Here is a 20,007-nt window from a genome sequence, read left to right as displayed (position 1 = left end):
CTATCCGGACGACGTGCGGCTGAACAGGTCGCGGTGACCGGCGACGTACTGCTCGACCGATTGGGGAGGCTGGCCGGTCAGCTTCTCGACGTCATTGGTGAGCCGGTTGTAACGGTCGCTGCGGTGCAGCTTTGCCACCGTCCGCAGATGTCGCACGGTGTGTGGGCTGATACCCGGCACGGCGCCGATCTGCTGGGCGAAGTCGTCGTCGGCCAGATCCGTCCCCGACACGGGGTGTCCCAGCGCACGGGTGTACTGCTCGGCCAGGCCTTGGATGTCCAGGACCGCGGGCCCTGTCAGCTCGTAGACGTGACCAACATGCTCTGTCGGGTTGCGGAGAATAGTGGCGACCACGCGGGCTACATCGGTGGCGGCGATCGGTGAGGTCCGGCCGGAGCCGAACGGCAACGCCAGAACGCGGCGTTCGGCAACCGATCGGCTGGCAAGGACGGTGAACAGCGGATTGTCCAGGAAGACCGTAGGTCTGATGTGAACGACCGGCACGCCCGACCAGTTCATGATGTGCTCGGCCAGCCAATGCAGCCGTTGCTGCCGCGATTCTTCGGTGCTCGTCGACGTCATCTGCGAGACCGTCATCTGCGACATATTTACCAGCGCTTCGAGATCACCGCGCTCGTCGGCGATAGCGCACACCACCGCCGCGGCCGCCAGGTAGTCCGCCGATACGGCCATGTTGAAGAACACTCGGCTCACACCGTGCAGAGCCTCGGCGACATCGGCCGGATCGGTGAGGTCGCCGACGATGATCTCGGCGCCGTGCGCCCGTAGCGCATCGGCGCGGCCGTCGTCATGATGCACCATTGCCCGCACGGGTTCGCCGTTGTCGAGCAGCAGTTCGGCCACCAACCGGCTGACACTGCTGTAGCTGCCGCCCACACCCGTAATCAAATATGGTGCTGGGTCACTCAAGACGTGATTCTCCTGCCGCGCGGTGGTTTCGGGTAGGGCGCCTCATGCGGTGCCCGCAAATGGTAGAAAGATCGAGTCCGCAAATTTCGAGCATACACTCGGACGGCATTAGGGACCCCGCTCCTAAATAGGCCAGAACAGCGATGACCATGGCGTTATGTCGTGCACGCGTGCGTGGCGGTTGCCGCGCCTTGCGCATCTGCCCCGGGAGCGCAACGGTGTGAATATGAGTCTCACCCCCCGCCGACTCGTCGGATGAACGGACAGACCGACCAAATTCTTGGGAGGAAATATGGCGAACATGTGGACGGAGCAAGACATACCAGCTCAGACGGGTCGAGTTGCGGTCGTCACCGGCGCCAACAGTGGACTCGGGTTCGAAGTCGCCCGGGCACTAGCGGCGCATGGCGCGTCGGTGGTGCTGGCGGTGCGGGATGTGGACAAGGGTAAACATGCGGCGGACCGTATTGCAGTTGTCGTCCCGGGCGCCGACACTACCGTCCAACAGCTCGATCTCACCTCGCTGGAATCCGTGCGTAATGCCGCGGAACAGCTCAGGTCCGCCTATTCCACGATCGATCTGTTGGTCAATAACGCTGGGGTGATGTACCCGCCGAGGCAAATCACCAGCGACGGATTCGAGTTGCAATTCGGCACGAATCATTTGGGACATTTCGCGCTCACCGGGTTGTTGCTCGACCGGATGCTGCCAGTACCGGGCTCGCGGGTGGTCACGGTCAGCAGCATCGGCCATCGTATCCGGGCGCGAATCAACTTCGACGATCTCCAGGGGGAACGGTCCTACAACCGGGTGGCGGCGTACGGCCAGTCCAAGCTGGCGAATCTGATGTTCACCTACGAACTGCAACGTCGCCTGTCCAGCACCGGCAAGACGATCGCGGTCGCGGCCCACCCCGGTGCCGCCAACACCGATTTGATGCGCAATATGCCAACTGCGCTGCGTCCGCTCGTGCCTGTTATTACACCCATCATCGCGCAGAGCCCAGCACAGGGTGCCTTGCCGATACTCCGCGCGGCCACCGACCCCGACGTGCTCGGCGGCCAGTACTACGGGCCGGGTGGATTCATGGAGACCCGCGGCTACCCGAAAATCGTCGAATCGAGTCGACAATCGCATGACAGGGCGATTCAGCAACGCTTGTGGACGGTCTCGGAGGAATTGACCGGAGTCACGTTCCCTATCTGACCGGAGCGGTCGGCCGCTGCCCCTGCCGGAGCAGTGAGGCTGCTGTATTTCCTCGGCGCGATATTGCTTTCGCACGCAAGGCTGCTGTCCGGGTGCTCATGATAATCGCGTCGGTACTCGGGGTGGCGGCCAATTCCCTTTGCTCTGTATAAGATCCGAACGTCGGTAGGGCCGCTGTGATGATGCCCTGCATCGCAACTGTGGTGCTCGAATGAGGTTGAGGTGGCCGAGCAGGGCGGTGCCGATGTGGATGGGGTAGGCCGTTGTTGACCAGGTCGGTGGCGAACACCCTGCGACAGTCGGCGTGTCCAGATCTGTGCGTGTGGTGATCGAACTGCCTCAATGCTTGATCTGTTCGCGGAGGATGTCGCCGTGGCCGGAGTGACGCGCGAAGTCCTCGATCGTGAGCAGGTAGATAAACCGCAGGCTGACGTCGCCGACGCGGGGGTGTGTCCTGGTTTCGTCGAGGTCGAAGTCGGCGGCGATGACGCGGGAACGCTCACTGGCGCGCTCGAATTCGGCGATCACGTTGGCCAGGGTCTCGTTGTCATCGACGATGAAACTGGCGTCGCCCGGCGTTGTGCCCCCATCGCATTCGTTTTCGGGTAGACCCGCTAATACGTGCTGGAACCAGATCCGTTCGGCGACCGCGGCGTGCTCGAGCAATCCGATCGGGGTGGTCAGCGACGCAACAAGACGGCGGCGGGCGTCTGCTTCGGACAGACCGCGGACCGTGTTGATCAATTCGTTCCGGTTGCGGTCGAGCATGCTCTCGAGCAAACGGCGCTCTGCGCCGGTGGTGATAGATGGTATCGACCATGTCATTGTCGGCTCGATTCTGTTGGTTCGGGTTGGATCTGGCTGTCGTACTTGTGGTTTCGGTGTCTCGGTGTCTCGGTGTCTCCTTCGGCAGGGCCGATGACCGCGTTGCGGTGTGGCAGATGTGATCGACGTTCCGGCATCGTCAGCCGCCTGACGTAGGGCGGGTGATCTCCTCGTGCTGGGCGGCCAGGCGCGCGATGGCTTGTGCGCGGAAGTCGGTGAATTCGTCGATCGTGCCGCTGGCCTTGGCCGGTCGCTCGCTGAGTGCGCGGTTGTCGACCTCGAGTCGCAAGATCTGCGCGGCGCAGGCGTCCGGGATGTCGCCGGCCTGTTGCATTGCGCGCAGGCGTTGTTCGAATTCTACCCTGAGGTGAGCCGGTCGCCGTAGAAGGCGGTGTGGTCGACACCGGCTTCGGCGGTAAGGGTCTTGACATCGCAGCGCCCGGGCGGGATCTCGCCGCGCAGGAGTCGGTCGATGGCGGCGCGGATCGGATTCTCGTTCTGGAGACGTTGGGCGGCAGTAATTCTCATGTGTCGAACTCGTTGTCCGTCTCGGGTGCTGCCGCGCTACGAACGGTGGCTGCCGCCCAGCGGAAATGTCATTGTCCTCTTCCCACTAACCACTGGTCGGTATGTACGGCAACTTGGCCGACCGCGAACGGAGCACGGCTCAGGTCTTCGTGAAGAAGTGTCCGGCTGATCAGGGCAGCGGTGCTCGGCCTACCAAGGCATTGATCTCGCGGAGAGCGTCCGCAGCCTGCCGGATGGCGTTTTCGGGCACACCTGTCATGACGCGGGCATGTACGCGACCGGCGGCATGCACCGTCGTCTCCGCGAGTTGCCGACCGTCTGGCGTCAACTGAACCCAGCGGCTGCGACCGTCTCCCGGATTCTCCACCCGCTCGATATGCCCGGCGGCGCTGAGTCGTTGCAGCACATTGCTGATGCCGCCGGTGGTGAGAAACAGCGCCCGGCTCAACTCGCTCGGCTTCAGCCGGTGCGGCGGTCCCGCACGGAAAAGTGCTGCGAGCACATCGAATTCGGCGTAGGTGAGCCCGAACTCGGCCATCTCCGATCGCAGCGCCTGCTCGATCCGGCCGTTGAGCCGGGCGATGCGCTTGCTGAGCTCCAGGGTGGCGATCAATGAGTCGGACATGCCACCGGCCACCCAGCCCGGCACCAGTTCGTCGACGTCATCATGCACGCCGCCAGTTTATCCCTTGAGATATTGCTTTCAAGAAAGCTTCCTTATAAGCTAAATTCATGGTCTCGACCCTCCTGCTTCGCGGCGGCATCGTGCTGGACACCGAGCCCGAGCCGCGGGTTACCGAACACGCTGACGTTCTGATCGCCGACGGCCGCATCGCTGCCGTGGGAACCGGCCTCGAAGCTGCCGAAGTGGTGGATGTAACCGGCCGAATTGTGTTGCCCGGCTTCGTTGATACGCATCGCCACACCTGGCAGGCCGCACTCGGCGGCACGACCGCCGACGTCGATCTCCCCGAATATCTGAACCGAATACTCGGGGGCTATGCCCCGCGCTACGACCCGTCCGACGTGTTCATCGGCAATCTCACCGGAGCCTTGGACGCGCTCGGCTCCGGGACGACGACGCTGCTCGACTGGTCGCAACTCAACACCACCGCCGAGCACACCGAGGCCGCGATCCAAGGTCTGCACGAATCCGGGATCCGCGCGGTATTCGGCTATCCCGGTAGGGTTTCCGCGACCGAGAACTCCCGATTGTCTTTCGCCTATGCCGCACTGGGGCCGGAGATCGCCGGAACCTACGAAGCGGTCCGCGAATGGCACGAGGCGCGCGAACTCGGCCTACCGATCACAGTGCATATGGGTGGCAACGGTCAGGACAGTGCGGCCCGGGGCCTGGCGGTACTGGAGCAACACGGCCTACTCGGCCCCGAAACCACCTATATCCACCCCAACTATTTCACCGACGACGCATTGCGCCGAATTGCCGCGACCGGCGGCACCGCCTCGATCGCCCCGATCAGCGAGACGGGTCTGAGCATCGGTTACCCCGCCACCGGTCGCCTGCTGCGCGCGGGCATTCCGACCTCCCTCAGTACTGACACCGTGACCAGTGGTCCCGGCGATATGTTCAGCGTCATGCGATCCGCCTACCTATTCGAAAGGGCATGCGGTGGAACGGATTTCACCACGCGAGACGTCCTTCGCTTGGCCACCGTCGACGGTGCTCGCGTCCTTGGGCTTGCCGAGGTGACCGGTTCCCTGCGCCCCGGCAAACAAGCCGATCTCCTGGTCCTGTCCACCGACCGCCTCGGCCTGGCCGCCCACCCCGACCCCATCGCCTCGGTAGTCCTGTCCGCGGGCCCGGCCGATGTCGAGATGGTCTTGGTAGGCGGCGCCATCCTCAAACGCAATGGCCAACTGCTTCACCATGATTCAACGGCGCTCCGCGCGAAACTCCGCGAATCAGCAAGGCGGACAGTGCTTTGAGCCGATCCGTCGCGGGCGTGGTCGTCCAGCCGCTATCGAACTCGGTGCTGCCTCGGCCGTCTCGGTCGAGGCACTATTAGCGGCTGCTGCGGATTCGGTTTATCTGGATTCAGCGAGGACGAATCGGGTCCATGCCGCGGCCCGGTTGGAGTTGTGGTTGAAGACCTGCCCGGTGGTGAGGTCGATGGCGTAGACGCTGCCCTCCGGGACCCCGCCGTTGAAGGTACCGAACCATGCGGTCGGCCCGGATTGCGGTGTGTCGCAAGCCTGCACGCCGGTGAACGCATGTTCCGGGAAGGTGACCTCGGCGAGGTTGGCGGAGGTGAGGCCGGCCAGGGTGCGGCCGCCGGCGGCGGCTATCGCGGCCGCCTGGACCTGTGGCACGCAGTCGGTGATGACAAAGAAGTGACCGTTTTTGCTGGGGATTGTAGGCATCCGAGTACTCCGATCAGTGGCTATTGGGCGGGCGGCTGGAAGCCGGGGATGTTGAGTTCCTGCCCAATAGCTGCGACGGCGTCGACGAGGGTGTGGCCGCCGAGTTGCGGCCAGCCCTGGCCTTGGACACCGAGCATCTGGATCCACTCGTCGCGGATGCGGCCGTCGGTGTCGCGCGGCAATGGCACCTGGGTTGGTCCCGACGGTGGCGCGAATCCGGCGAGGCCGAGGGTTTGGCCGACGGTGGCAACGCCGTCGACGAGGGTGTGGCCGGCCAGTTGCGGCCAGCCGTTGCCGCCGATGCCCATGAATTGAATCCACATGTCGGTCACCGGATCCGGCGCGACCTCCCCGACACCGCATTGGTTGGCGAAGTCCTCCGGCGAGAATCCGTCGGCGGAGTTCATATCGCAGTTGCCGAAGGGCGGGGCGCCCTCGGGGAGACCGCCGCCGTAGCCCTGGCCGTCGGTGTACTGGTGGGCGATCTGGCCGGGCAGGTTGGGGTTGCTGCCGTAGCCGGCGCCGATCATGTTGAGCCCGTCCGGGCGCACCGGCCACATGCTGTTGAAGTCGGGCCGGTTGGCGTAGCCGATGACCCGGCGGGTCGAGCCCAGCCAGTCGGCCAGCCGCCAGTAGGCGCGGTTGATGCCGTCGGACTGGTCTCCGCCGGGATTGCCGCCCGATTCCACGTCGATCATGGAGATCATCTTCCGGTGCGGGCCGCCCGCCTCGCCGATCATGCTCTTGTGGGTGTCAGCGGTGTCGAGCCAGTTCGGTCGCCAGTAGAAATAGACGATGAAGCAGGAGATTCGTCCGGAGTCGGCGGCGTCGGCGGCCCACGCATAGTTCGTGAAGAAGTTGTGGTCCCGGTACGTGCCGTCGTTGGATCTGAACGAAAAGATCTGATACGGGTAGGAGTCGTCGACCGGTACTTGGAACTCGGACACATCGGCGAAAAGGGAATCAACCATGACTACCCTCCGAGAAGGTCGACCGGACCCTCGGGGAGGACCGGAATTGACGTGGTAGCTACCGATTTTCCGGGGCCCCGGCCGCGACGTCAGCAGTAGTGCACTACTGTGACCGCGTCGTAATCGGCGATGCCGCAACGAAGCCCGCTCGCCGCCTGCCGGGCTAACGGCCGTTGCCGCCCGCCACGACGGCGTGGATCCTCAGTTGGGTCGTGGTCGCCTGCGCGAGACCGCATGCTGTCCCGGCGCGTTCGAGGTAGAACGATATGGTGTTGTCGGGCGGGTAGATTCGCAGCCCGGGCACCGGCACCGGTTGACATTGCTCGGGCGGAATATTGTGCACGTTGATCGCGTACACCAGCGCCGATGCCTGCCCACCGGGCGCCAACTGGACCGGGCCGGACGAGGCGCCGTCCCGCACGGCGGGCGCGCCGACGGGTGCGCTGTCCCGGCCGGTAGCGTAGGAGACGCCCGGGAATCCTTCGAGAACGCACGGACCGGACCCGTTGTTGGTGAACACGATCGGGAAGGCGACAGTTCCAGCGGCTGCCGTTTCCGGTCCGAGACCGGCCGCAAGATCGGACGTCGCACATTGCGGTGTAACGGCCTCCGATGCGCGTGCGGTCGGCGGCTGCGAAACCACTTGCAGCGCCGAGCCCGCGCTGCTGCTGCTCATCCCCGGCGGGGCCGGCTGTTCGGTGCCGCAACCGGTGACGGTCGCCGCCGTAGCTGCGGTGAGCAGCCACCATGCCATCCGCCTTCTCCACACAGCACCTCACCGTACTCCGCGGGTGAACGAAAGCGCAGCGGAAATGCCATTGCCGCAACCGAATACGCCGCGAAACCGTATGAGGTGTTGTGCGGTATTCGGCCCCCGTCGTCACCGCGCGACCAAGGTCGGCAAGGGCGCCTACGCGGCTGGCGCGCAGCGACCGTCCCGTCGATGCTCCCGGCACCGTTGATCCCGCCGCGCTCGCAACCGAGCGTGAACGCCATCCGCGCTGCGATCTGTGGTCGAGGATGCGCGTAGCCGCGGTGCGGCCGTCGGCGGTGCCGACGATGAACAGCCTGTCTCCGGTGGTGAATACAAGGTCGGGGCCAGGCGACGGTATTGCCTGCACAGCTCGGATCACCGTGACGATCGTTGCCTTCGTGCGCGCCCGCATGCGAGCCCGGCCGAGTCGCTGTCCGTCATACGTCGATCCGCGGTAGATCGGTACGTGCGCCACTGCGTGAAGGTCGTGACTATCGTCCTGAGGCCGAGCAACCAGTTGTGGCGAGCCGAGCAGTGCGGCCGATGGATGCTATCGGTCGCACTGCTTGCCGGAACCGCGGTAGTGATTGTTCGATCAGGTCCAGCAGACCGTCGACAGCCGCCAGTGACGAACCTCTGTCGTGGTAGACCACGTCGGGGTAGCGGTTTGGAGCACGCGACGAAGGCGTTATCCGATGGCGCCCGCGCTGCTGCCGGTGGGACCGGTGTCCTACGGGCTGGGCGCAGTGGACCGAAGCCGGGCCATCCGCAAGGATGGCCCGGCTTCGGAATCGAGATCAGTTCATTCGCACCGGCTCTCGGTAGTGACTCGGCTGCGACTTCGGCCTGGTATCGGCGTGGCCCGGCCACCAGGCGCGGTGGCCGATCAGCGCGGTCAGCGCCGGGGTGAAGAACATCGCCATGACGAAGGCCGCGATCGCGATGCCGACCGAGATGGCGAAGCCCATCTGCGACAGTGTGGAGTTGCCCGCCAACATCATCGAGGCGAAGGTGCCTGCCAGGATGAGGCCCGCCGCGGCGATGGTCGGCCCGGTGTGGTGCAGGGCCAGGGCGGCGGCCCGCTTCGGCTCGTGGCCTTCACGTGCCTCCTCCCGCAACCGGGCGACCATCAGGATGTTGTAGTCGGTGCCGAGCGCGACCACGAACAGGTACATGATCACCGGCAGGGTGAAGACGAGTCCGGATTCGTGCTGCAGGTGCTGGAAAACCAGCACCGACGCACCCAGGGTGGCCGCGAAGCCCAGGAATACCGACGCCATCAGATACCACGGCGCCACCAGACTGCGCAGCAGCAGCGCCAGCACGATCATGATCAGGATCGCCGCCAGCGGGAAAACGACCGCGTAGTCGTGGTTCATCGCGTCCTGGAAGTCGACGAACACCGAGGTCAGGCCGCCAACCACTGCTGTGGTTCCGGGCGGTGCCGCCGCGTGGGCCGCGGTCCGCAGCGGACCCCGGACCGTGTCGATCGCCTGGTCCGATTCGGGTGCGGACGTCAGTGTGACTTTGAAGTCGGCGACCGAATTATCCTGCGACAGTGTCGGTTCCGAGACCTGGCCGACGCCGTCCACGTGAGTCAGCGTCGCGCGGTAGGACTCCAACTGGTCCTGGCTCAGCGAATTCGGGGACCGCAGCAGCACATCCGAAGGCTGGGTGACACCGGCGGGCATGCCCTTGAGCAATTCCTTGCTGTAGAGCACCGATTCGGACGCATTGGAGGTCGAGCCCGAGGTGAGGTCGAAGGTCGGGTTGAATCCGACGGCGAACACGCCGAACACGGTCAGCAGGCCGCCGGCCGCCACCGCGAACACCCCGGGTCGCCGGCCGAGCCCGCGGCCCAGTCCGGCGAACACAGCCCCCTTCGGTGCGGTGCGCCATGCCTTCGATGGCCAGAACACCTTGGTGCCGAACAGTGAAACGATCGCCGGGACCAGGGTGAGCCCGGCCAGCAGCGCCACCGCCACCGCGATCGCCAGCGCCGGTCCGAGCGAGCGGAACAGGCCCAGGGTCGACAGCGTCAGCGCCATGAATGCGATGATCACCGCGCCGGCTGCGGAGGTGATCGCCTCACCGACCCGAGTGACGGCGCTGACCATCGCGGTCTTCGGATCCTCTCCGGCCCGCAGCCGCTCTCGGTAGCGGAACATCAGGAACAGGATGTAGTCGGTGCCGACCCCGTACAGCACGACCACCAGGATGGAACTGACCGAACTGTCGATCTTCAGGTCGAATGCCTCGCTCACCATGGCGATCAGACCGTTGACGGCCAGGGAGATCGCCCCGATGACAACGATCGGCAGCAGCGCGATCACCGGGCTGCGGAAGATCAACAGCAGCAGCACCAGAATCAAACCGACGGTTGCGAATCCGATGATGGCCAGGCCCTTGGTCGAGGACTCCTGTGCGTCGAGGTTCTGCGCGGCCGAGCCGGTGACGCCGATCTTCAGGCCGGTGTCGTGCACCTTGTCCTGCAATGCTTTACGCAGTGCCTTGACCGCGTCGCTCTGCCGGGTATCGCTGGGGTTGGTGACCTTGGTCATCTGCACCGCGGCGATCTGGATGAGCCGGTTGTCCGACGGCGGGACCGCCTGAATTCCGGTGACATCGCTCAGCTGTGCCTGGTTGAGCTGTTCGGTGATGGATTCGACGGCTGCCTCGTCGGCCGCGCTGAGCGGTGCGTCATCAGTTCGTTCGAACACCACGATCGCGGCGGGCGCAGCGGAGTCGGGAAATGCCTTCTCCTGTAACTCTGCTGCCTGGATCGATTCGTAATGCGAAGGCAGGAAGGAGGATTGGTCGGTGGTCGCGGTCAGTTTCGGAGCGGTCGCGACCACCGCGATGATGATCAGCACCCAGGTGCCGATCGTCCACCATGGACGGCGGACGACCAGCGAGCCCAGTCGTGCGAACATGATAGGGTCCTTTCGAGAATTGTTGCTGTCGGAAGCTGGCTTTCAGGGAATCGCTGGGCTGGCACAGGGTTTCGACGATCGGCGTGCAGAGCTGATCATCGGTGAACCAGTACAGACTGTTCGGCATGGAGTCGGTGGGACGTACCTGCTGCCGAGGAAGGGCAGTAGGATACGCGGCTCGAGCAGGTTGCTCGCGGTGTTAACGCTTTTGCTCACTGGGCCGAGCGGACGCCCGCCGAGAAAGAAGACATCACGGTGTCAGGGTCGGATCCGACCTGAATACCCCCGAATTGCCGTGGACGCGTTAGGAAATCTTGCGGCGGTAAGTCCTGATGGCGAAGAAGTACGCGACGATGAGGATGCCGACACACCAGGCCAGGGCGGTCCAGATGCCGGAACCGACCGGCTGCTGTGCGAACAGGTCGCGGATGGTGTTGACGATCGAGGTCACCGGCTGGTGTTCGGCGAAGGCGCGCACCGGGCCGGGCATGGAATCGGTTGGCACGAATGCCGAGCTGATGAACGGCAGGAATATGAGCGGGTAGGAGAATGCGCCCGCACCGTCCGGGGTCTTCGCGGTGAGACCGGGGATGACGGCCAGCCACGTCAGCGCCATGGTGAACAGGAGCAGGATGCCGGCGACCGCGAGCCACGCCGCCAGTCCCGCACCGGAGCGGAAGCCCATGAGCAGGGCGACGAGCACGACGACCACGAGTGAGATCAGGTTGGCGACCAGCGAGGTCAGCACGTGTGCCCACAGGATGGACGACCGTGCGATCGGCATGGACTGGAATCGCTCGACGATGCCGTTCTTCATATCCATGAAGAGCCGGTATGCGGTGTAGGAGATGCCCGAGGCGATTGTGATGAGCAGAATGCCGGGCAGCAGGTAGGTCACATACGAATCCGACCCTGTGTCGATCGCGCCGCCGAACACGTAGACGAACAGCAGCATCATGGCGATCGGCGTGATCGCGGTCGTGATGATCGTGTCCACGCTGCGTGTGATGTGGCGCAGGGATCGTCCCAGCAGGTATCCGGTGTCTCCGAGGAAATGCGTGGTCATCGGTGTTCCTTACTCGTTGGAGCCGACACGGCGGAATCGCCCTTGCCGTTGTCACCGACGATGGCGAAGAAGACGTCCTCGAGGGTCGGCTGCTTCTCGACGTATTCGACCTTGGCGGGCGGGAGGAGTTGCTTGAGTTCGGCGAGGGTGCCATTGACGATGATTCGACCCTCGTGCAGGATCGCGATCCGGTCGGCGAGCTGTTCGGCCTCGTCCAGATACTGCGTCGTGAGCAGCACCGTGGTGCCGTGCTCTGCGAGTTCCTTGACGGCCTGCCACACCTCGACGCGCGCCTGGGGGTCGAGCCCGGTCGTAGGCTCGTCGAGGAAGATGACCGGCGGATTCCCGATCAGGCTCATCGCGATATCGAGGCGACGGCGCATGCCACCCGAATACGTCGACACCTTCCGTGTGGCCGCGTCGGTCAGCGAGAAACGCTCGAGCAGGTCGTCCGCGGTCGCGCCCGGGTTCGCGACGCGCCGCAAGTGCGCGATCAGCACGAGATTCTCACGCCCGCTGAGGATCTCGTCTACAGCTGCGAACTGCCCGGTGAGGCTGATGGACTCCCGCACCTGTGTCGGCTCGGTGGCGACGTCGAAGCCGTTGACGCCGGCCGTCCCCGCATCCGCCTTCAGCAGCGTGGACAGGATTTTCACGACCGTGGTCTTGCCCGCCCCGTTCGAGCCGAGCAATGCGAAAATGCTTCCCCGCGCCACGTCGAAGTCCACGCCGCGCAGCACATGGAGCTCCTTGTACGACTTCTCCAGACCCTGCACATGGATCGCCGGAGCCAGCTGTGTTGTCATCGAACGGCCTACCTTCCGGTTCCGGTGTCTTCTCCGGCGGCGCGCGCTATGGCGCGGAGTAGCCGTTCCCGTTCGCGGTTCTTCCACGAATCCTCTTGATAGTTCTGCGCGAACGCATCGATGAACTCGACGGGGTCCGCTCCGACGACCTCCTGGATCGGGGTTCGGTCCGCCGCGCTCTGCTCGAACAGGTCGAGGAGGTCCTCGAATATCTTCACGCCGCCCCCTGGACCCAAGACCAGCAGGTACCGCTCGAAAGCGTCGACGGCTGTGCGATAGGACTCGGGAAGCTGTTTCGCGCCTGCCTTGTACTGCCGCCACCGCCGCTTCTCGCCGAGGTCGCCGATTACCTTTTCGATGAACATGGTTATTTGCCTCCTTCTTGGAGCTGTTCGAGCCGTTCGGAGAGGAAGCTCCAGGTCCTCCAGAACTCGTCGAGATATTCCTGTCCCTGCGCGTTGAGGGAATACACCTTGCGCGGCGGACCCTTCTCCGACGGGATCTTCTCCACGTCGACGAGGCCCCTTTTCTCGATCCTGACCAGCAGGGCGTAGACGGTGCCCTCGGCGATATCGGAGAAACCCTGCTCGCGCAGCCATGCCGTGATCTCGTAGCCGTACGCGGACCGCACAGCCAGGATCGCGAGGACGATGCCCTCGAGCGTGCCCTTGAGCATTTCCGTTATCTGCTTGCCCATGGACCACCTCCTTGTAGTACTCAGTGTCGCTGACTACTAGTAGATAGTAACACTGAATAGTGAAGACACAAGACTGCCAGGACGGCGGAAGATTCGGCCGGTGAGGTCAGGGTTCGGTAGCAATGGCGCACGGAACAGCTATGTTTCGGTCCGGAAGCCCGACTCCGTTCCGAGGCGAGGACGGCACCACCTGATGCTCGGCTACGCCGCGACCAAGGCCACATTGATCAGGTATGGCGCTCCCGGCGCGCGCGAGTTCGCCGGTCACAGCGAACACTTTGCGTGCTCGGTCGGTGTAGCCACGAACATCGCCCTGGTAGCCGGTCGGCTACCAGGGCGAGGGCAACTGTCATCTACTTCGGTTCGCAGGGCGGTAGGCCCAGGTGCGTCGCCCATCGGTTCCTGAACGCTTTGCCTTCTTCCCGAATATCCGCCGACTGAGCAAACCCGAAGAGTTCGCACCTCAATCTTCGAGGGCGGGATACCGCCATCATCATGGCGACCTCAGACCAACCTCAGAACCATCGGGTGAGTTCCTCGGAGATCCGCCAGAGGCGCTCGGCGTTGTCCGGGTCGAGTGCGTAGGGCGCGACTCCACCGGTGTGGCCGACACGTTCACTGACCTGGGCGGCTGGAGCGCAGTCCTCGTAGTAGCGACCCGTAACGCCCTCCACCTGAGGGCTGGCGGCGAGCAGCACCGAGGTGGCGGCACCCTGCTCGATGGTCTTGACCAGCGGCAGCGCCAGTTCGGTCTGTTCGCTGAAGGCCTCGAGATCGCCGGGGCTCATATGTCGCGCGAGTGCGGTGCTGGCGATGTTGCCCGGCATGAGCGCATTGACAGTGATGCCGTCGTCGGCCCAGCGCTGTGCGGCGCCGACGGCGAACAAAATATTGGCTGACTTGGACTGACCGTAGGACGTCCACCGGTCGTAGGGACGGAACCGGTAATGCAGGTCGTCGAAGACTACTGGGGAGAACAGGTGTCCGATCGAGGCGACGGACACCACTCGGGCACCATCGGCGTCGGCCAGCCACCGGCGCAGGCCGCTACCCAATGCGAAATGACCGAGATGGTTGGTAGCGAATTGCATTTCATACCCGGCCGGGGTGCGGGTCAGCTGTGGCAGTGCCATGACGCCTGCGTTGTTGACCAGGATGTGCAGTGGCCCGGCCCAGGCCTGCCCGAAATCGGCTACCGACACCGGGTCGGACAGATCCAGCCGGGCCGCGTACACCGCACCCGCCCCGGTCGGCAGCTTCTCGGCGATTTCGTCTGCGACTTTCCTACCGGCGTCGAGCTTTCGCACGGCCAGGGTGACCTCGGCGCCGGCCGAGGCCAGTGCACGGGCCGTTTCAGTGCCAATTCCCGAGCTCGCGCCGGTGACGATGGCACGCCGGCCATGAAGATCGACGTCGGCGACGATCTCGGCCGCTGTGGTCGTGGCGCCGTATGTGGTAGTGGACATCGTGAACTCCTTCCGTGTGGACCAGGTCAGTGGTTGCTTCGGCTTCGGTCCAGAACGCTGTCGCCATACGGTCTAATCGTCACCCACACCAGGGCCGCAGTCGATGAACAAGTCTCCGGATGGGCTCGCCCGCGTCGACGGCGGATCATCGGTCGTCGGGATTGAGGGCGAGGAAGGTGGCACCGGCGGCGGCGCCGGCGATGAGTTGGGCGGCGAGGTACACCCACAGCGTCGGCCACGCGAACATTCCCATCACGGCCGCGCCGATCGTGACCGCCGGATTGAACGCTCCGCCGGAGATCGCGCCGACCGCGAATGCCCCTGCCATCACGGTGAATCCGATCGCCAACCCGTAGAACGAGTTGTCCGGATGGCTCTTGCTGGTCGCGACGTTGAGCACGACGTAGCACAGCGCGAAGGTGAACAGCAGCTCGACCACGAACGCGGCCCCGATGGTGTGGTGGTCGAGGGTCAGCAGCGTCGGCGCTGCGGGCTGCGCGGGATCGATGACAGCACGCACCAGCGCCGCGGCCAGTAGACCGGCAACCAGCTGTGCGATCCAGTATCGGACGGCATCGCGCGGGATGATCCGATGCCGCAGCAGCACCGCCAGCGTCACCGCCGGGTTGTAGTGCCCACCGGACACGTGCCCGCCGGCGTAGATCATCACCATCAGCACCGCGCCGATTGCCAGTGGTGCGAGCGGGCTGCCGCTGCGGACGCTGGTTCCGACCGTGAAGACCAGGAAGAATGTCCCGATCAGCTCGACGACGTATTTCGCAGCGGTCCGGCGGGCAGCTGTCGCCCCATGTGGTTCAGCGGCGGTCTCTTCGAATGTGACCATGTCGCGACTCCTCGGATTGCCTTCTGGGACTTCCAGAATCGTTGTCACGCGAGCTCGTGTCGTCGGTGTTGACATCCATCGGTGCTCCCCGCCAGTACCACTCTGTGGATGGTGGCTAGCTGTAATCGGCCCGCGCTCGACACACCCACGTCCGATGCACCCGAACAGACGGTCACCGCCCGGTGCGGTGATCACCGTCCTCGAGTCGCGCTGATCCGATCCGTATCTCCGCCCCGGAGCAGATCACGGATGGCGTGGGACGACAGTTCCGATTTGGGCAGGAATCCCACAGCCGGGCTCTCCGCGATCATGTCGGCGAAGTCTTGCTGGGCGTGGGTGGAGATCAGAATCACCGGCACGCTCGGACCGAGCCGCCTGGCGAGTTCGAAGCCGCTCTCCGCACCGAGATCGATGTCGGCCAGCACGACACCGGGCGCAAGTTCTTCGATGCGCCGCAGCGCCTCGGCGCCGCTGGACGCCACGCCGACGACCGAGATCCCCTGCTGTTCCAGCAGGTTGCGAGCGGCCTCGAGGAAGTGTCGGCTGTCGTCGACAATCAGGCAGCGCAACAGCCCAACGCGCGACATCATGACCGCAGTCTGCCCGAGTTCGTGACAGCTGTGCATTACCGCTACCCGGAAATCCCCGCACCACAGTGGTGTCTTGCCGTGCCCGAGCAGGGCATACGCAGCTAGCGGGAAGGCCGGATTCCTGTTGGCGGGAATTGCCGATGGGCGCTGGCCACGGCGACAAGCGTCCGCCGGAGCACAACAGTAGGCACCAACAACCCTACGGAGATTCGGAGAGCGATATGAAGACAACCATTTTGGGAAGAAGCGGACTACACGTTTCCCGAATTGCCTTCGGCACTTGGCAACTCGGCGGCGAATGGGGCCGGTTCGACGAGGATGCCGCGATCAAGGCCATTCGGCGCGCCCGCGATCTCGGTGTCAACTTCTTCGATACCGCGCAGGCGTACGGCTTCGGCGCATCCGAACGGATCCTGGCCAGGGCGCTGGGCCCCGAACTCACAAGCGCCCGTGACGAACTCGTGATCGCCACGAAGGGTGGCCTGCGCCGAACCGATACCGGCCTGGTCCGCGACGCGAGCCCAGGCTCGTTGCGCAAGGGAGTGGACGCCAGCCTGGCGGCGCTCGGCGTCGACCACATCGACCTCTACCAGGTGCACTGGCCGGATCCGACGGTACCGGCCGCCGAGACGGCGGGCGCACTGGGCGACCTCGTCGCCGCGGGCAAGATCCGCCACATCGGGGTCTCGAACTACAGCCCGGCGCAGATTGCGGAATTCTCCGCCGTACTGCCGGTGGAGACGGTGCAACCGCCGTACCACCTGTTCCGGCGTGGCGTCGAGGACGACCTGCTGCCGTACTGCCGGGTTCAGAACATCGGCGTGCTGATCTACGGGCCGTTGGCACATGGCTTGCTGACCGGAACGCTGCATGAAGATACGACTTTCGCCGATGACGACTGGCGCAGCACGAGCCCCGACTTCACCGGCGAGGTCTACCAGCAAAATCTGACAGCCCTGCGGGGACTGAAGAAGTTTGCCGCCGACCGCAATATCACGGTCGGCCAATTGGCGATCGCGTGGACCTTGGCGAACCCTGCCGTGCACGTCGCGATCGTCGGCGCCCGGCGTGCCGACCATATCCAGGACAGCCTCGGCGCCGCGGACGTCGTGCTCGGCGATGCCGATTTGGACGAGATCGACAAGATCATGGTATGGGCCAGGCCGATCGCCGGGCCGTCTCCGGAGAGTGTGTGATCGCCGAGCGTCCGCGGAACGGCGGCTGTCGCCAGGGAGCATGCCGTTGACATCGCCTCGGTGGTCGACAGCGCGTACGCCGTACGGCGAAGTCAGGTATGGCTCGGCCATAGCCGGATAGGTGCCGATGACTGGTCATCCGCATGGTGTGTGCTGCACGGCTACGATTGAGACCGAATTTCGAGGACCTCGTCCGAACTCATCGGCGATCGGTGTGAGCGCTGGGTCATGAAGTGGAAACGGTCTGGGGCGCGCGGATGGCCAGCATCCACGCCAGGTGCGATGTCCGCATGCCGCCGTAGCGATACGGGCTTCGTCTCACTGCGTGCACGGTTGCTTGCGATGTCGATGCGCCCAGCGGCCCCGCCGCTGCTGCTGGGGGTCGCGGTGGCCGCATTGTGCATTGCGGCGGAGTCGGTTCTCGTCATCTGGCTGAAGCATGTCGCCCCGGGCGACGCTTTCGGTGTCGTCTATCTGCTGGGTGTGCTGGTGGTCTCGACTGTATGGGGACTCGGACTGGCGGTGGCGACATCGGTCGCCAGTGCCATCGCCTTCGACTACTTCCGCAACTGGCCCGCAGATTTCGTCCCGACCGCGGCCCAGAACGGCGTCGCCATCGCGGTCTTCCTCTGCGTGGCACTGCTGGCCAATACCCTTGCGGCACTGGCCCGATCGCATGCGGCCGAGGCAAATCGCCGCCGTCGGGCCGCCGACCTCGTTTCCGAACAACAAGCCGCGTTGCGGCGGGTTGCCACCCTGGTCGCGCGCGGTGCGACAGCGTCGGAGGTGTTCGCCGCGGTGGCGGAGGAGTCGGCCAGGTGTCTGGGCGTGGTCAACGCGGCCCTGCTCCGCTACGAACCCGATGGTTCGGGCAGGTTCGTCGCGGCACGCGACGAACCTGGATTGCCCAAGATGCCGGTCGGTGAGCGGCTCACGCTCGAGGGCGAGAACATCGCGGCGATGGTGCTGCACACCGGAGCCACGGCACGGATGGACAGCCACGACCATGCGACCGGCTCGGCCGCCGCCCGCATCCGTGCGCTGGGGCTGCGCTCGGGGGTTGGAGCACCGATCGTCGTCGACGGCCACCTGTGGGGCGCGATCGTCGCGGGATCGTCGCGCCGCGAGCCGCTGCCGTCCGACACCGAGCAACGCCTCGCCGAATTCGCGGACCTGGTCGCGACCGCGATCGCGAACGCCGAGGCCCGGGCCGAACTCACCGCATCGCGCGCCCGCATCGTCGCGGCTGCCGACGAGACACGGCGCCGCATCGAACGCGATCTGCACGATGGGGCACAACAGCGCCTCGTTTCGCTGGGACTCGCGCTCCGCACGGTAGAGGCGTCGGTGCCACCCGAGCTGACCACGCTCGAAGCGCAACTCTCCGACATAGTGCAGGGCCTGGTCGGCGTCTCGGACGAACTCCGCGAGATCTCACGCGGGATCCATCCGGCGATCCTGTCGAAAGGCGGACTCGGCCCGGCGCTCAAGGCACTCGCCCGCCGCTGCACCGTACCGGTCGATCTCGATCTCGATCTCGACCCGCGCCTACCCGAATCCACCGAAATAGCCGCGTATTACATTGCGGCAGAGGCACTGACGAACACGGCCAAACATGCGCAGGCCACCGAGGTGACCGTGCGCGCCAACACCGATGGCAACACGCTCCAACTCTCGATCCGCGACGACGGAATCGGCGGCGCCGACCCAGCCAAGGGATCCGGATTGATCGGTTTGCGAGACCGCATCGAAGCCCTCGGCGGCCGGATGGATATTGCCAGCTATGCCGGAGCGGGGACGTCGCTGCACGCCGTGATCCCGTACACCGCCGCATGACTCGTTCTCAGCGGGCTTTCAGCGACGGTTGGCCACACTGACGGCCGGTGCCACTCGGTGGCCGGAATTCGAGGAGACGGCTATGTCGACGATCAATGGTTTGCCCGCCCACATACTCCTGGTGCACGCCATCGTCGTGTTCGTGCCGCTGACCGCGCTGCTGCTGGTGCTGTCGGCCGTGTGGCCGGTGATCCGCCGGCGGATGATCTGGTTTGTCGTGGTGCTCGCCGTGGTCACCCTGGTGCTGACGCCGGTGACCACCGACGCGGGTGAATGGCTGGAGAAGCGGGTGGGGCGGTCGCCGGCGCTGCACACCCATACCCACCTGGGCGACACTCTGCTCTACTTCGTGCTGCCCATGCTGGTGGCCACCGGGCTGCTGGTGGCCGTCCATCTCCGGGAGCGGCGTAACAAGCCGGTGGCTCGCGCGGTGGTGGTCGCGGTTGCGGTCCTGGCTGTCGCCAGCGGCGTCGCGGCCACCGTGCAGGTGTATCGGATCGGGGATTCCGGCGCCCGGGCAACCTGGGGCGACCGTAACCAAACGGTGCAGACGCAGCCGACCTCGCGGTAGATCCTGGCAATGTCTGGTTTCGCTCCGGCTGCAAGCGCTGCCGGCACAGGCGCCGGTGCCACCCAACTGGATGGCCGCGGAACCAATCGGCCAGCGTCGTGTCCGCAAGGTTCGGCGCGCGTCCGAGTAAATCCTCGGCAAGTACTCGGCGACGACTCGCCCGCTATGACCCGAGACCGCGTCAGTACCGCAATAGGAATCGGCGTCTGCCTCAGGGCGCCACGCAACTCCCATCTCTGATCTAGGCGCGGTCGCACGGGACGGCTCTCAGCTAGAAAGATGAACCGCAAACGGCCCCCGCCAAAGGCTGGCCGCAGGCGCCATACCAGCCGTGACCCCAGCCGCCGTGACCCCAGCCGCCGTGAAAGCCGCCGCCGTGAAAGCCGCCGCCGTGACCGGCCGCCC

General features: G+C 65.1%; 21 protein-coding genes and 1 pseudogene. 5 read left to right on the top strand and 17 right to left on the bottom strand.

Annotated elements, in window-relative coordinates; genetic code table 11:
* Complete coding sequence (locus tag ABZ293_RS28450; RefSeq protein WP_355185568.1) at nucleotides 1-930, bottom strand: NAD(P)H-binding protein; 930 nt, start codon at nucleotides 928-930, stop codon at nucleotides 1-3.
* A gap of 292 nt (nucleotides 931-1,222) precedes the next feature.
* Here ABZ293_RS28450 and ABZ293_RS28445 point away from each other — a divergent pair, with 292 nt between their 5' ends.
* Nucleotides 1,223-2,137 (top strand): SDR family NAD(P)-dependent oxidoreductase, encoded by a 915-nt coding sequence (locus ABZ293_RS28445; RefSeq protein ID WP_355185566.1) that lies wholly within the window; start codon nucleotides 1,223-1,225, stop codon nucleotides 2,135-2,137.
* Between the two features lie 339 nt (nucleotides 2,138-2,476).
* Here ABZ293_RS28445 and ABZ293_RS28440 read toward each other — a convergent pair whose 3' ends face one another.
* From ABZ293_RS28440 to ABZ293_RS28425, 4 genes are all read right to left on the bottom strand, one after another.
* Nucleotides 2,477-2,905, bottom strand: coding sequence for a DinB family protein (locus ABZ293_RS28440; RefSeq protein ID WP_355185564.1), 429 nt, complete (start codon nucleotides 2,903-2,905; stop codon nucleotides 2,477-2,479).
* 196 nt (nucleotides 2,906-3,101) lie between these two features.
* Entirely contained in the window at nucleotides 3,102-3,296 is a 195-nt protein-coding gene (locus ABZ293_RS28435) for a hypothetical protein (protein ID WP_355185562.1), read from the bottom strand.
* A gap of 23 nt (nucleotides 3,297-3,319) precedes the next feature.
* A complete protein-coding gene (locus ABZ293_RS28430; protein ID WP_355185560.1) occupies nucleotides 3,320-3,490 on the bottom strand; it encodes a hypothetical protein in 171 nt (56 codons plus the stop codon).
* 169 nt (nucleotides 3,491-3,659) lie between these two features.
* Nucleotides 3,660-4,163, bottom strand: a complete 504-nt coding sequence (locus ABZ293_RS28425) for a MarR family transcriptional regulator (RefSeq protein WP_355185558.1) — start codon at nucleotides 4,161-4,163, stop codon at nucleotides 3,660-3,662.
* Nucleotides 4,164-4,222: 59 nt separating this feature from the next.
* Between ABZ293_RS28425 and ABZ293_RS28420 the strand changes: the two genes are divergently transcribed.
* Nucleotides 4,223-5,437 carry an amidohydrolase family protein gene (locus tag ABZ293_RS28420; protein ID WP_355185556.1) on the top strand — a complete coding sequence of 405 codons (1,215 nt, stop codon included), beginning with the start codon at nucleotides 4,223-4,225 and terminating at the stop codon, nucleotides 5,435-5,437.
* Between the two features lie 99 nt (nucleotides 5,438-5,536).
* On the opposite strand, the gene ABZ293_RS28415 is transcribed toward ABZ293_RS28420, so the two are convergent.
* The 12 genes and pseudogenes from ABZ293_RS28415 to ABZ293_RS28360 form a co-directional block, all read right to left on the bottom strand.
* Nucleotides 5,537-5,872: a hypothetical protein gene (locus tag ABZ293_RS28415; RefSeq protein WP_355185554.1), complete on the bottom strand. Its 336-nt coding sequence runs from the start codon at nucleotides 5,870-5,872 to the stop codon at nucleotides 5,537-5,539.
* Between the two features lie 20 nt (nucleotides 5,873-5,892).
* Nucleotides 5,893-6,843: a hypothetical protein gene (locus ABZ293_RS28410; RefSeq protein WP_355185553.1), complete on the bottom strand. Its 951-nt coding sequence runs from the start codon at nucleotides 6,841-6,843 to the stop codon at nucleotides 5,893-5,895.
* A 163-nt stretch (nucleotides 6,844-7,006) separates the two neighbouring features.
* Nucleotides 7,007-7,597 (bottom strand): DUF4232 domain-containing protein, encoded by a 591-nt coding sequence (locus tag ABZ293_RS28405; protein ID WP_355185551.1) that lies wholly within the window; start codon nucleotides 7,595-7,597, stop codon nucleotides 7,007-7,009.
* Nucleotides 7,598-7,874: 277 nt separating this feature from the next.
* Nucleotides 7,875-8,072 (bottom strand): annotated as a pseudogene (locus ABZ293_RS28400) (TrkA C-terminal domain-containing protein); the annotation flags it as partial.
* A gap of 322 nt (nucleotides 8,073-8,394) precedes the next feature.
* A complete protein-coding gene (locus tag ABZ293_RS28395; protein WP_355185549.1) occupies nucleotides 8,395-10,530 on the bottom strand; it encodes an MMPL family transporter in 2,136 nt (711 codons plus the stop codon).
* Nucleotides 10,531-10,834: 304 nt separating this feature from the next.
* Nucleotides 10,835-11,596: an ABC transporter permease gene (locus ABZ293_RS28390; protein ID WP_355185547.1), complete on the bottom strand. Its 762-nt coding sequence runs from the start codon at nucleotides 11,594-11,596 to the stop codon at nucleotides 10,835-10,837.
* Nucleotides 11,593-12,402, bottom strand: coding sequence for an ATP-binding cassette domain-containing protein (locus ABZ293_RS28385; protein ID WP_355185545.1), 810 nt, complete (start codon nucleotides 12,400-12,402; stop codon nucleotides 11,593-11,595). The genes ABZ293_RS28390 and ABZ293_RS28385 overlap by 4 nt, the downstream gene beginning before the upstream one ends.
* Nucleotides 12,403-12,410: 8 nt before the next feature.
* Nucleotides 12,411-12,767, bottom strand: a complete 357-nt coding sequence (locus ABZ293_RS28380; RefSeq protein ID WP_355185543.1) for a DUF1048 domain-containing protein — start codon at nucleotides 12,765-12,767, stop codon at nucleotides 12,411-12,413.
* Nucleotides 12,768-12,769: 2 nt separating this feature from the next.
* The gene (locus ABZ293_RS28375) at nucleotides 12,770-13,099 is read right to left on the bottom strand and encodes a PadR family transcriptional regulator (RefSeq protein ID WP_354958261.1); all 330 of its coding nucleotides are present in this window, start codon (nucleotides 13,097-13,099) and stop codon (nucleotides 12,770-12,772) included.
* Between the two features lie 515 nt (nucleotides 13,100-13,614).
* Complete coding sequence (locus ABZ293_RS28370; protein WP_355185541.1) at nucleotides 13,615-14,565, bottom strand: SDR family NAD(P)-dependent oxidoreductase; 951 nt, start codon at nucleotides 14,563-14,565, stop codon at nucleotides 13,615-13,617.
* A 145-nt stretch (nucleotides 14,566-14,710) separates the two neighbouring features.
* Nucleotides 14,711-15,409 carry an aquaporin gene (locus ABZ293_RS28365; RefSeq protein ID WP_355185539.1) on the bottom strand — a complete coding sequence of 233 codons (699 nt, stop codon included), beginning with the start codon at nucleotides 15,407-15,409 and terminating at the stop codon, nucleotides 14,711-14,713.
* 191 nt (nucleotides 15,410-15,600) lie between these two features.
* Entirely contained in the window at nucleotides 15,601-15,999 is a 399-nt protein-coding gene (locus ABZ293_RS28360) for a response regulator transcription factor (RefSeq protein WP_355185537.1), read from the bottom strand.
* Nucleotides 16,000-16,220: 221 nt separating this feature from the next.
* Here ABZ293_RS28360 and ABZ293_RS28355 point away from each other — a divergent pair, with 221 nt between their 5' ends.
* From ABZ293_RS28355 to ABZ293_RS28345, 3 genes are all read left to right on the top strand, one after another.
* Nucleotides 16,221-17,195: an aldo/keto reductase gene (locus tag ABZ293_RS28355; RefSeq protein WP_355185535.1), complete on the top strand. Its 975-nt coding sequence runs from the start codon at nucleotides 16,221-16,223 to the stop codon at nucleotides 17,193-17,195.
* A gap of 342 nt (nucleotides 17,196-17,537) precedes the next feature.
* Entirely contained in the window at nucleotides 17,538-19,031 is a 1,494-nt protein-coding gene (locus ABZ293_RS28350; protein ID WP_355185533.1) for a GAF domain-containing protein, read from the top strand.
* Nucleotides 19,032-19,113: 82 nt separating this feature from the next.
* Complete coding sequence (locus ABZ293_RS28345; RefSeq protein ID WP_355185531.1) at nucleotides 19,114-19,602, top strand: DUF2231 domain-containing protein; 489 nt, start codon at nucleotides 19,114-19,116, stop codon at nucleotides 19,600-19,602.
* Nucleotides 19,603-20,007 lie beyond the last annotated feature (405 nt).

The sequence above is a fragment of the Nocardia sp. NPDC005998 genome (assembly GCF_040614395.1).
Lineage (GTDB): Bacteria > Actinomycetota > Actinomycetes > Mycobacteriales > Mycobacteriaceae > Nocardia.
Note: the sequence above shows the minus strand (reverse complement) of the source record. Positions and strands in the feature narration are given on the sequence as shown.

Excerpts from the sequence above, each read along its gene's own strand:
- ABZ293_RS28405 (WP_355185551.1), bottom strand. The coding sequence starts at position 7,597 with ATGGCATGGTGGCTGCTCACCGCAGCTACGGCGGCGACCGTCACCGGT.
- ABZ293_RS28435 (WP_355185562.1), bottom strand. The coding sequence starts at position 3,296 with ATGCAACAGGCCGGCGACATCCCGGACGCCTGCGCCGCGCAGATCTTG.
- ABZ293_RS28360 (WP_355185537.1), bottom strand. The coding sequence starts at position 15,999 with ATGATGTCGCGCGTTGGGCTGTTGCGCTGCCTGATTGTCGACGACAGC.
- ABZ293_RS28365 (WP_355185539.1), bottom strand. The coding sequence starts at position 15,409 with ATGGTCACATTCGAAGAGACCGCCGCTGAACCACATGGGGCGACAGCT.
- ABZ293_RS28355 (WP_355185535.1), top strand. The coding sequence starts at position 16,221 with ATGAAGACAACCATTTTGGGAAGAAGCGGACTACACGTTTCCCGAATT.
- ABZ293_RS28380 (WP_355185543.1), bottom strand. The coding sequence starts at position 12,767 with ATGTTCATCGAAAAGGTAATCGGCGACCTCGGCGAGAAGCGGCGGTGG.
- ABZ293_RS28445 (WP_355185566.1), top strand. The coding sequence starts at position 1,223 with ATGGCGAACATGTGGACGGAGCAAGACATACCAGCTCAGACGGGTCGA.
- ABZ293_RS28350 (WP_355185533.1), top strand. The coding sequence starts at position 17,538 with ATGTCGATGCGCCCAGCGGCCCCGCCGCTGCTGCTGGGGGTCGCGGTG.
- ABZ293_RS28375 (WP_354958261.1), bottom strand. The coding sequence starts at position 13,099 with ATGGGCAAGCAGATAACGGAAATGCTCAAGGGCACGCTCGAGGGCATC.
- ABZ293_RS28415 (WP_355185554.1), bottom strand. The coding sequence starts at position 5,872 with ATGCCTACAATCCCCAGCAAAAACGGTCACTTCTTTGTCATCACCGAC.
- ABZ293_RS28410 (WP_355185553.1), bottom strand. The coding sequence starts at position 6,843 with ATGGTTGATTCCCTTTTCGCCGATGTGTCCGAGTTCCAAGTACCGGTC.
- ABZ293_RS28370 (WP_355185541.1), bottom strand. The coding sequence starts at position 14,565 with ATGTCCACTACCACATACGGCGCCACGACCACAGCGGCCGAGATCGTC.
- ABZ293_RS28440 (WP_355185564.1), bottom strand. The coding sequence starts at position 2,905 with ATGCTCGACCGCAACCGGAACGAATTGATCAACACGGTCCGCGGTCTG.
- ABZ293_RS28385 (WP_355185545.1), bottom strand. The coding sequence starts at position 12,402 with ATGACAACACAGCTGGCTCCGGCGATCCATGTGCAGGGTCTGGAGAAG.
- ABZ293_RS28420 (WP_355185556.1), top strand. The coding sequence starts at position 4,223 with ATGGTCTCGACCCTCCTGCTTCGCGGCGGCATCGTGCTGGACACCGAG.
- ABZ293_RS28390 (WP_355185547.1), bottom strand. The coding sequence starts at position 11,596 with ATGACCACGCATTTCCTCGGAGACACCGGATACCTGCTGGGACGATCC.
- ABZ293_RS28430 (WP_355185560.1), bottom strand. The coding sequence starts at position 3,490 with ATGAGAATTACTGCCGCCCAACGTCTCCAGAACGAGAATCCGATCCGC.
- ABZ293_RS28345 (WP_355185531.1), top strand. The coding sequence starts at position 19,114 with ATGTCGACGATCAATGGTTTGCCCGCCCACATACTCCTGGTGCACGCC.
- ABZ293_RS28395 (WP_355185549.1), bottom strand. The coding sequence starts at position 10,530 with ATGTTCGCACGACTGGGCTCGCTGGTCGTCCGCCGTCCATGGTGGACG.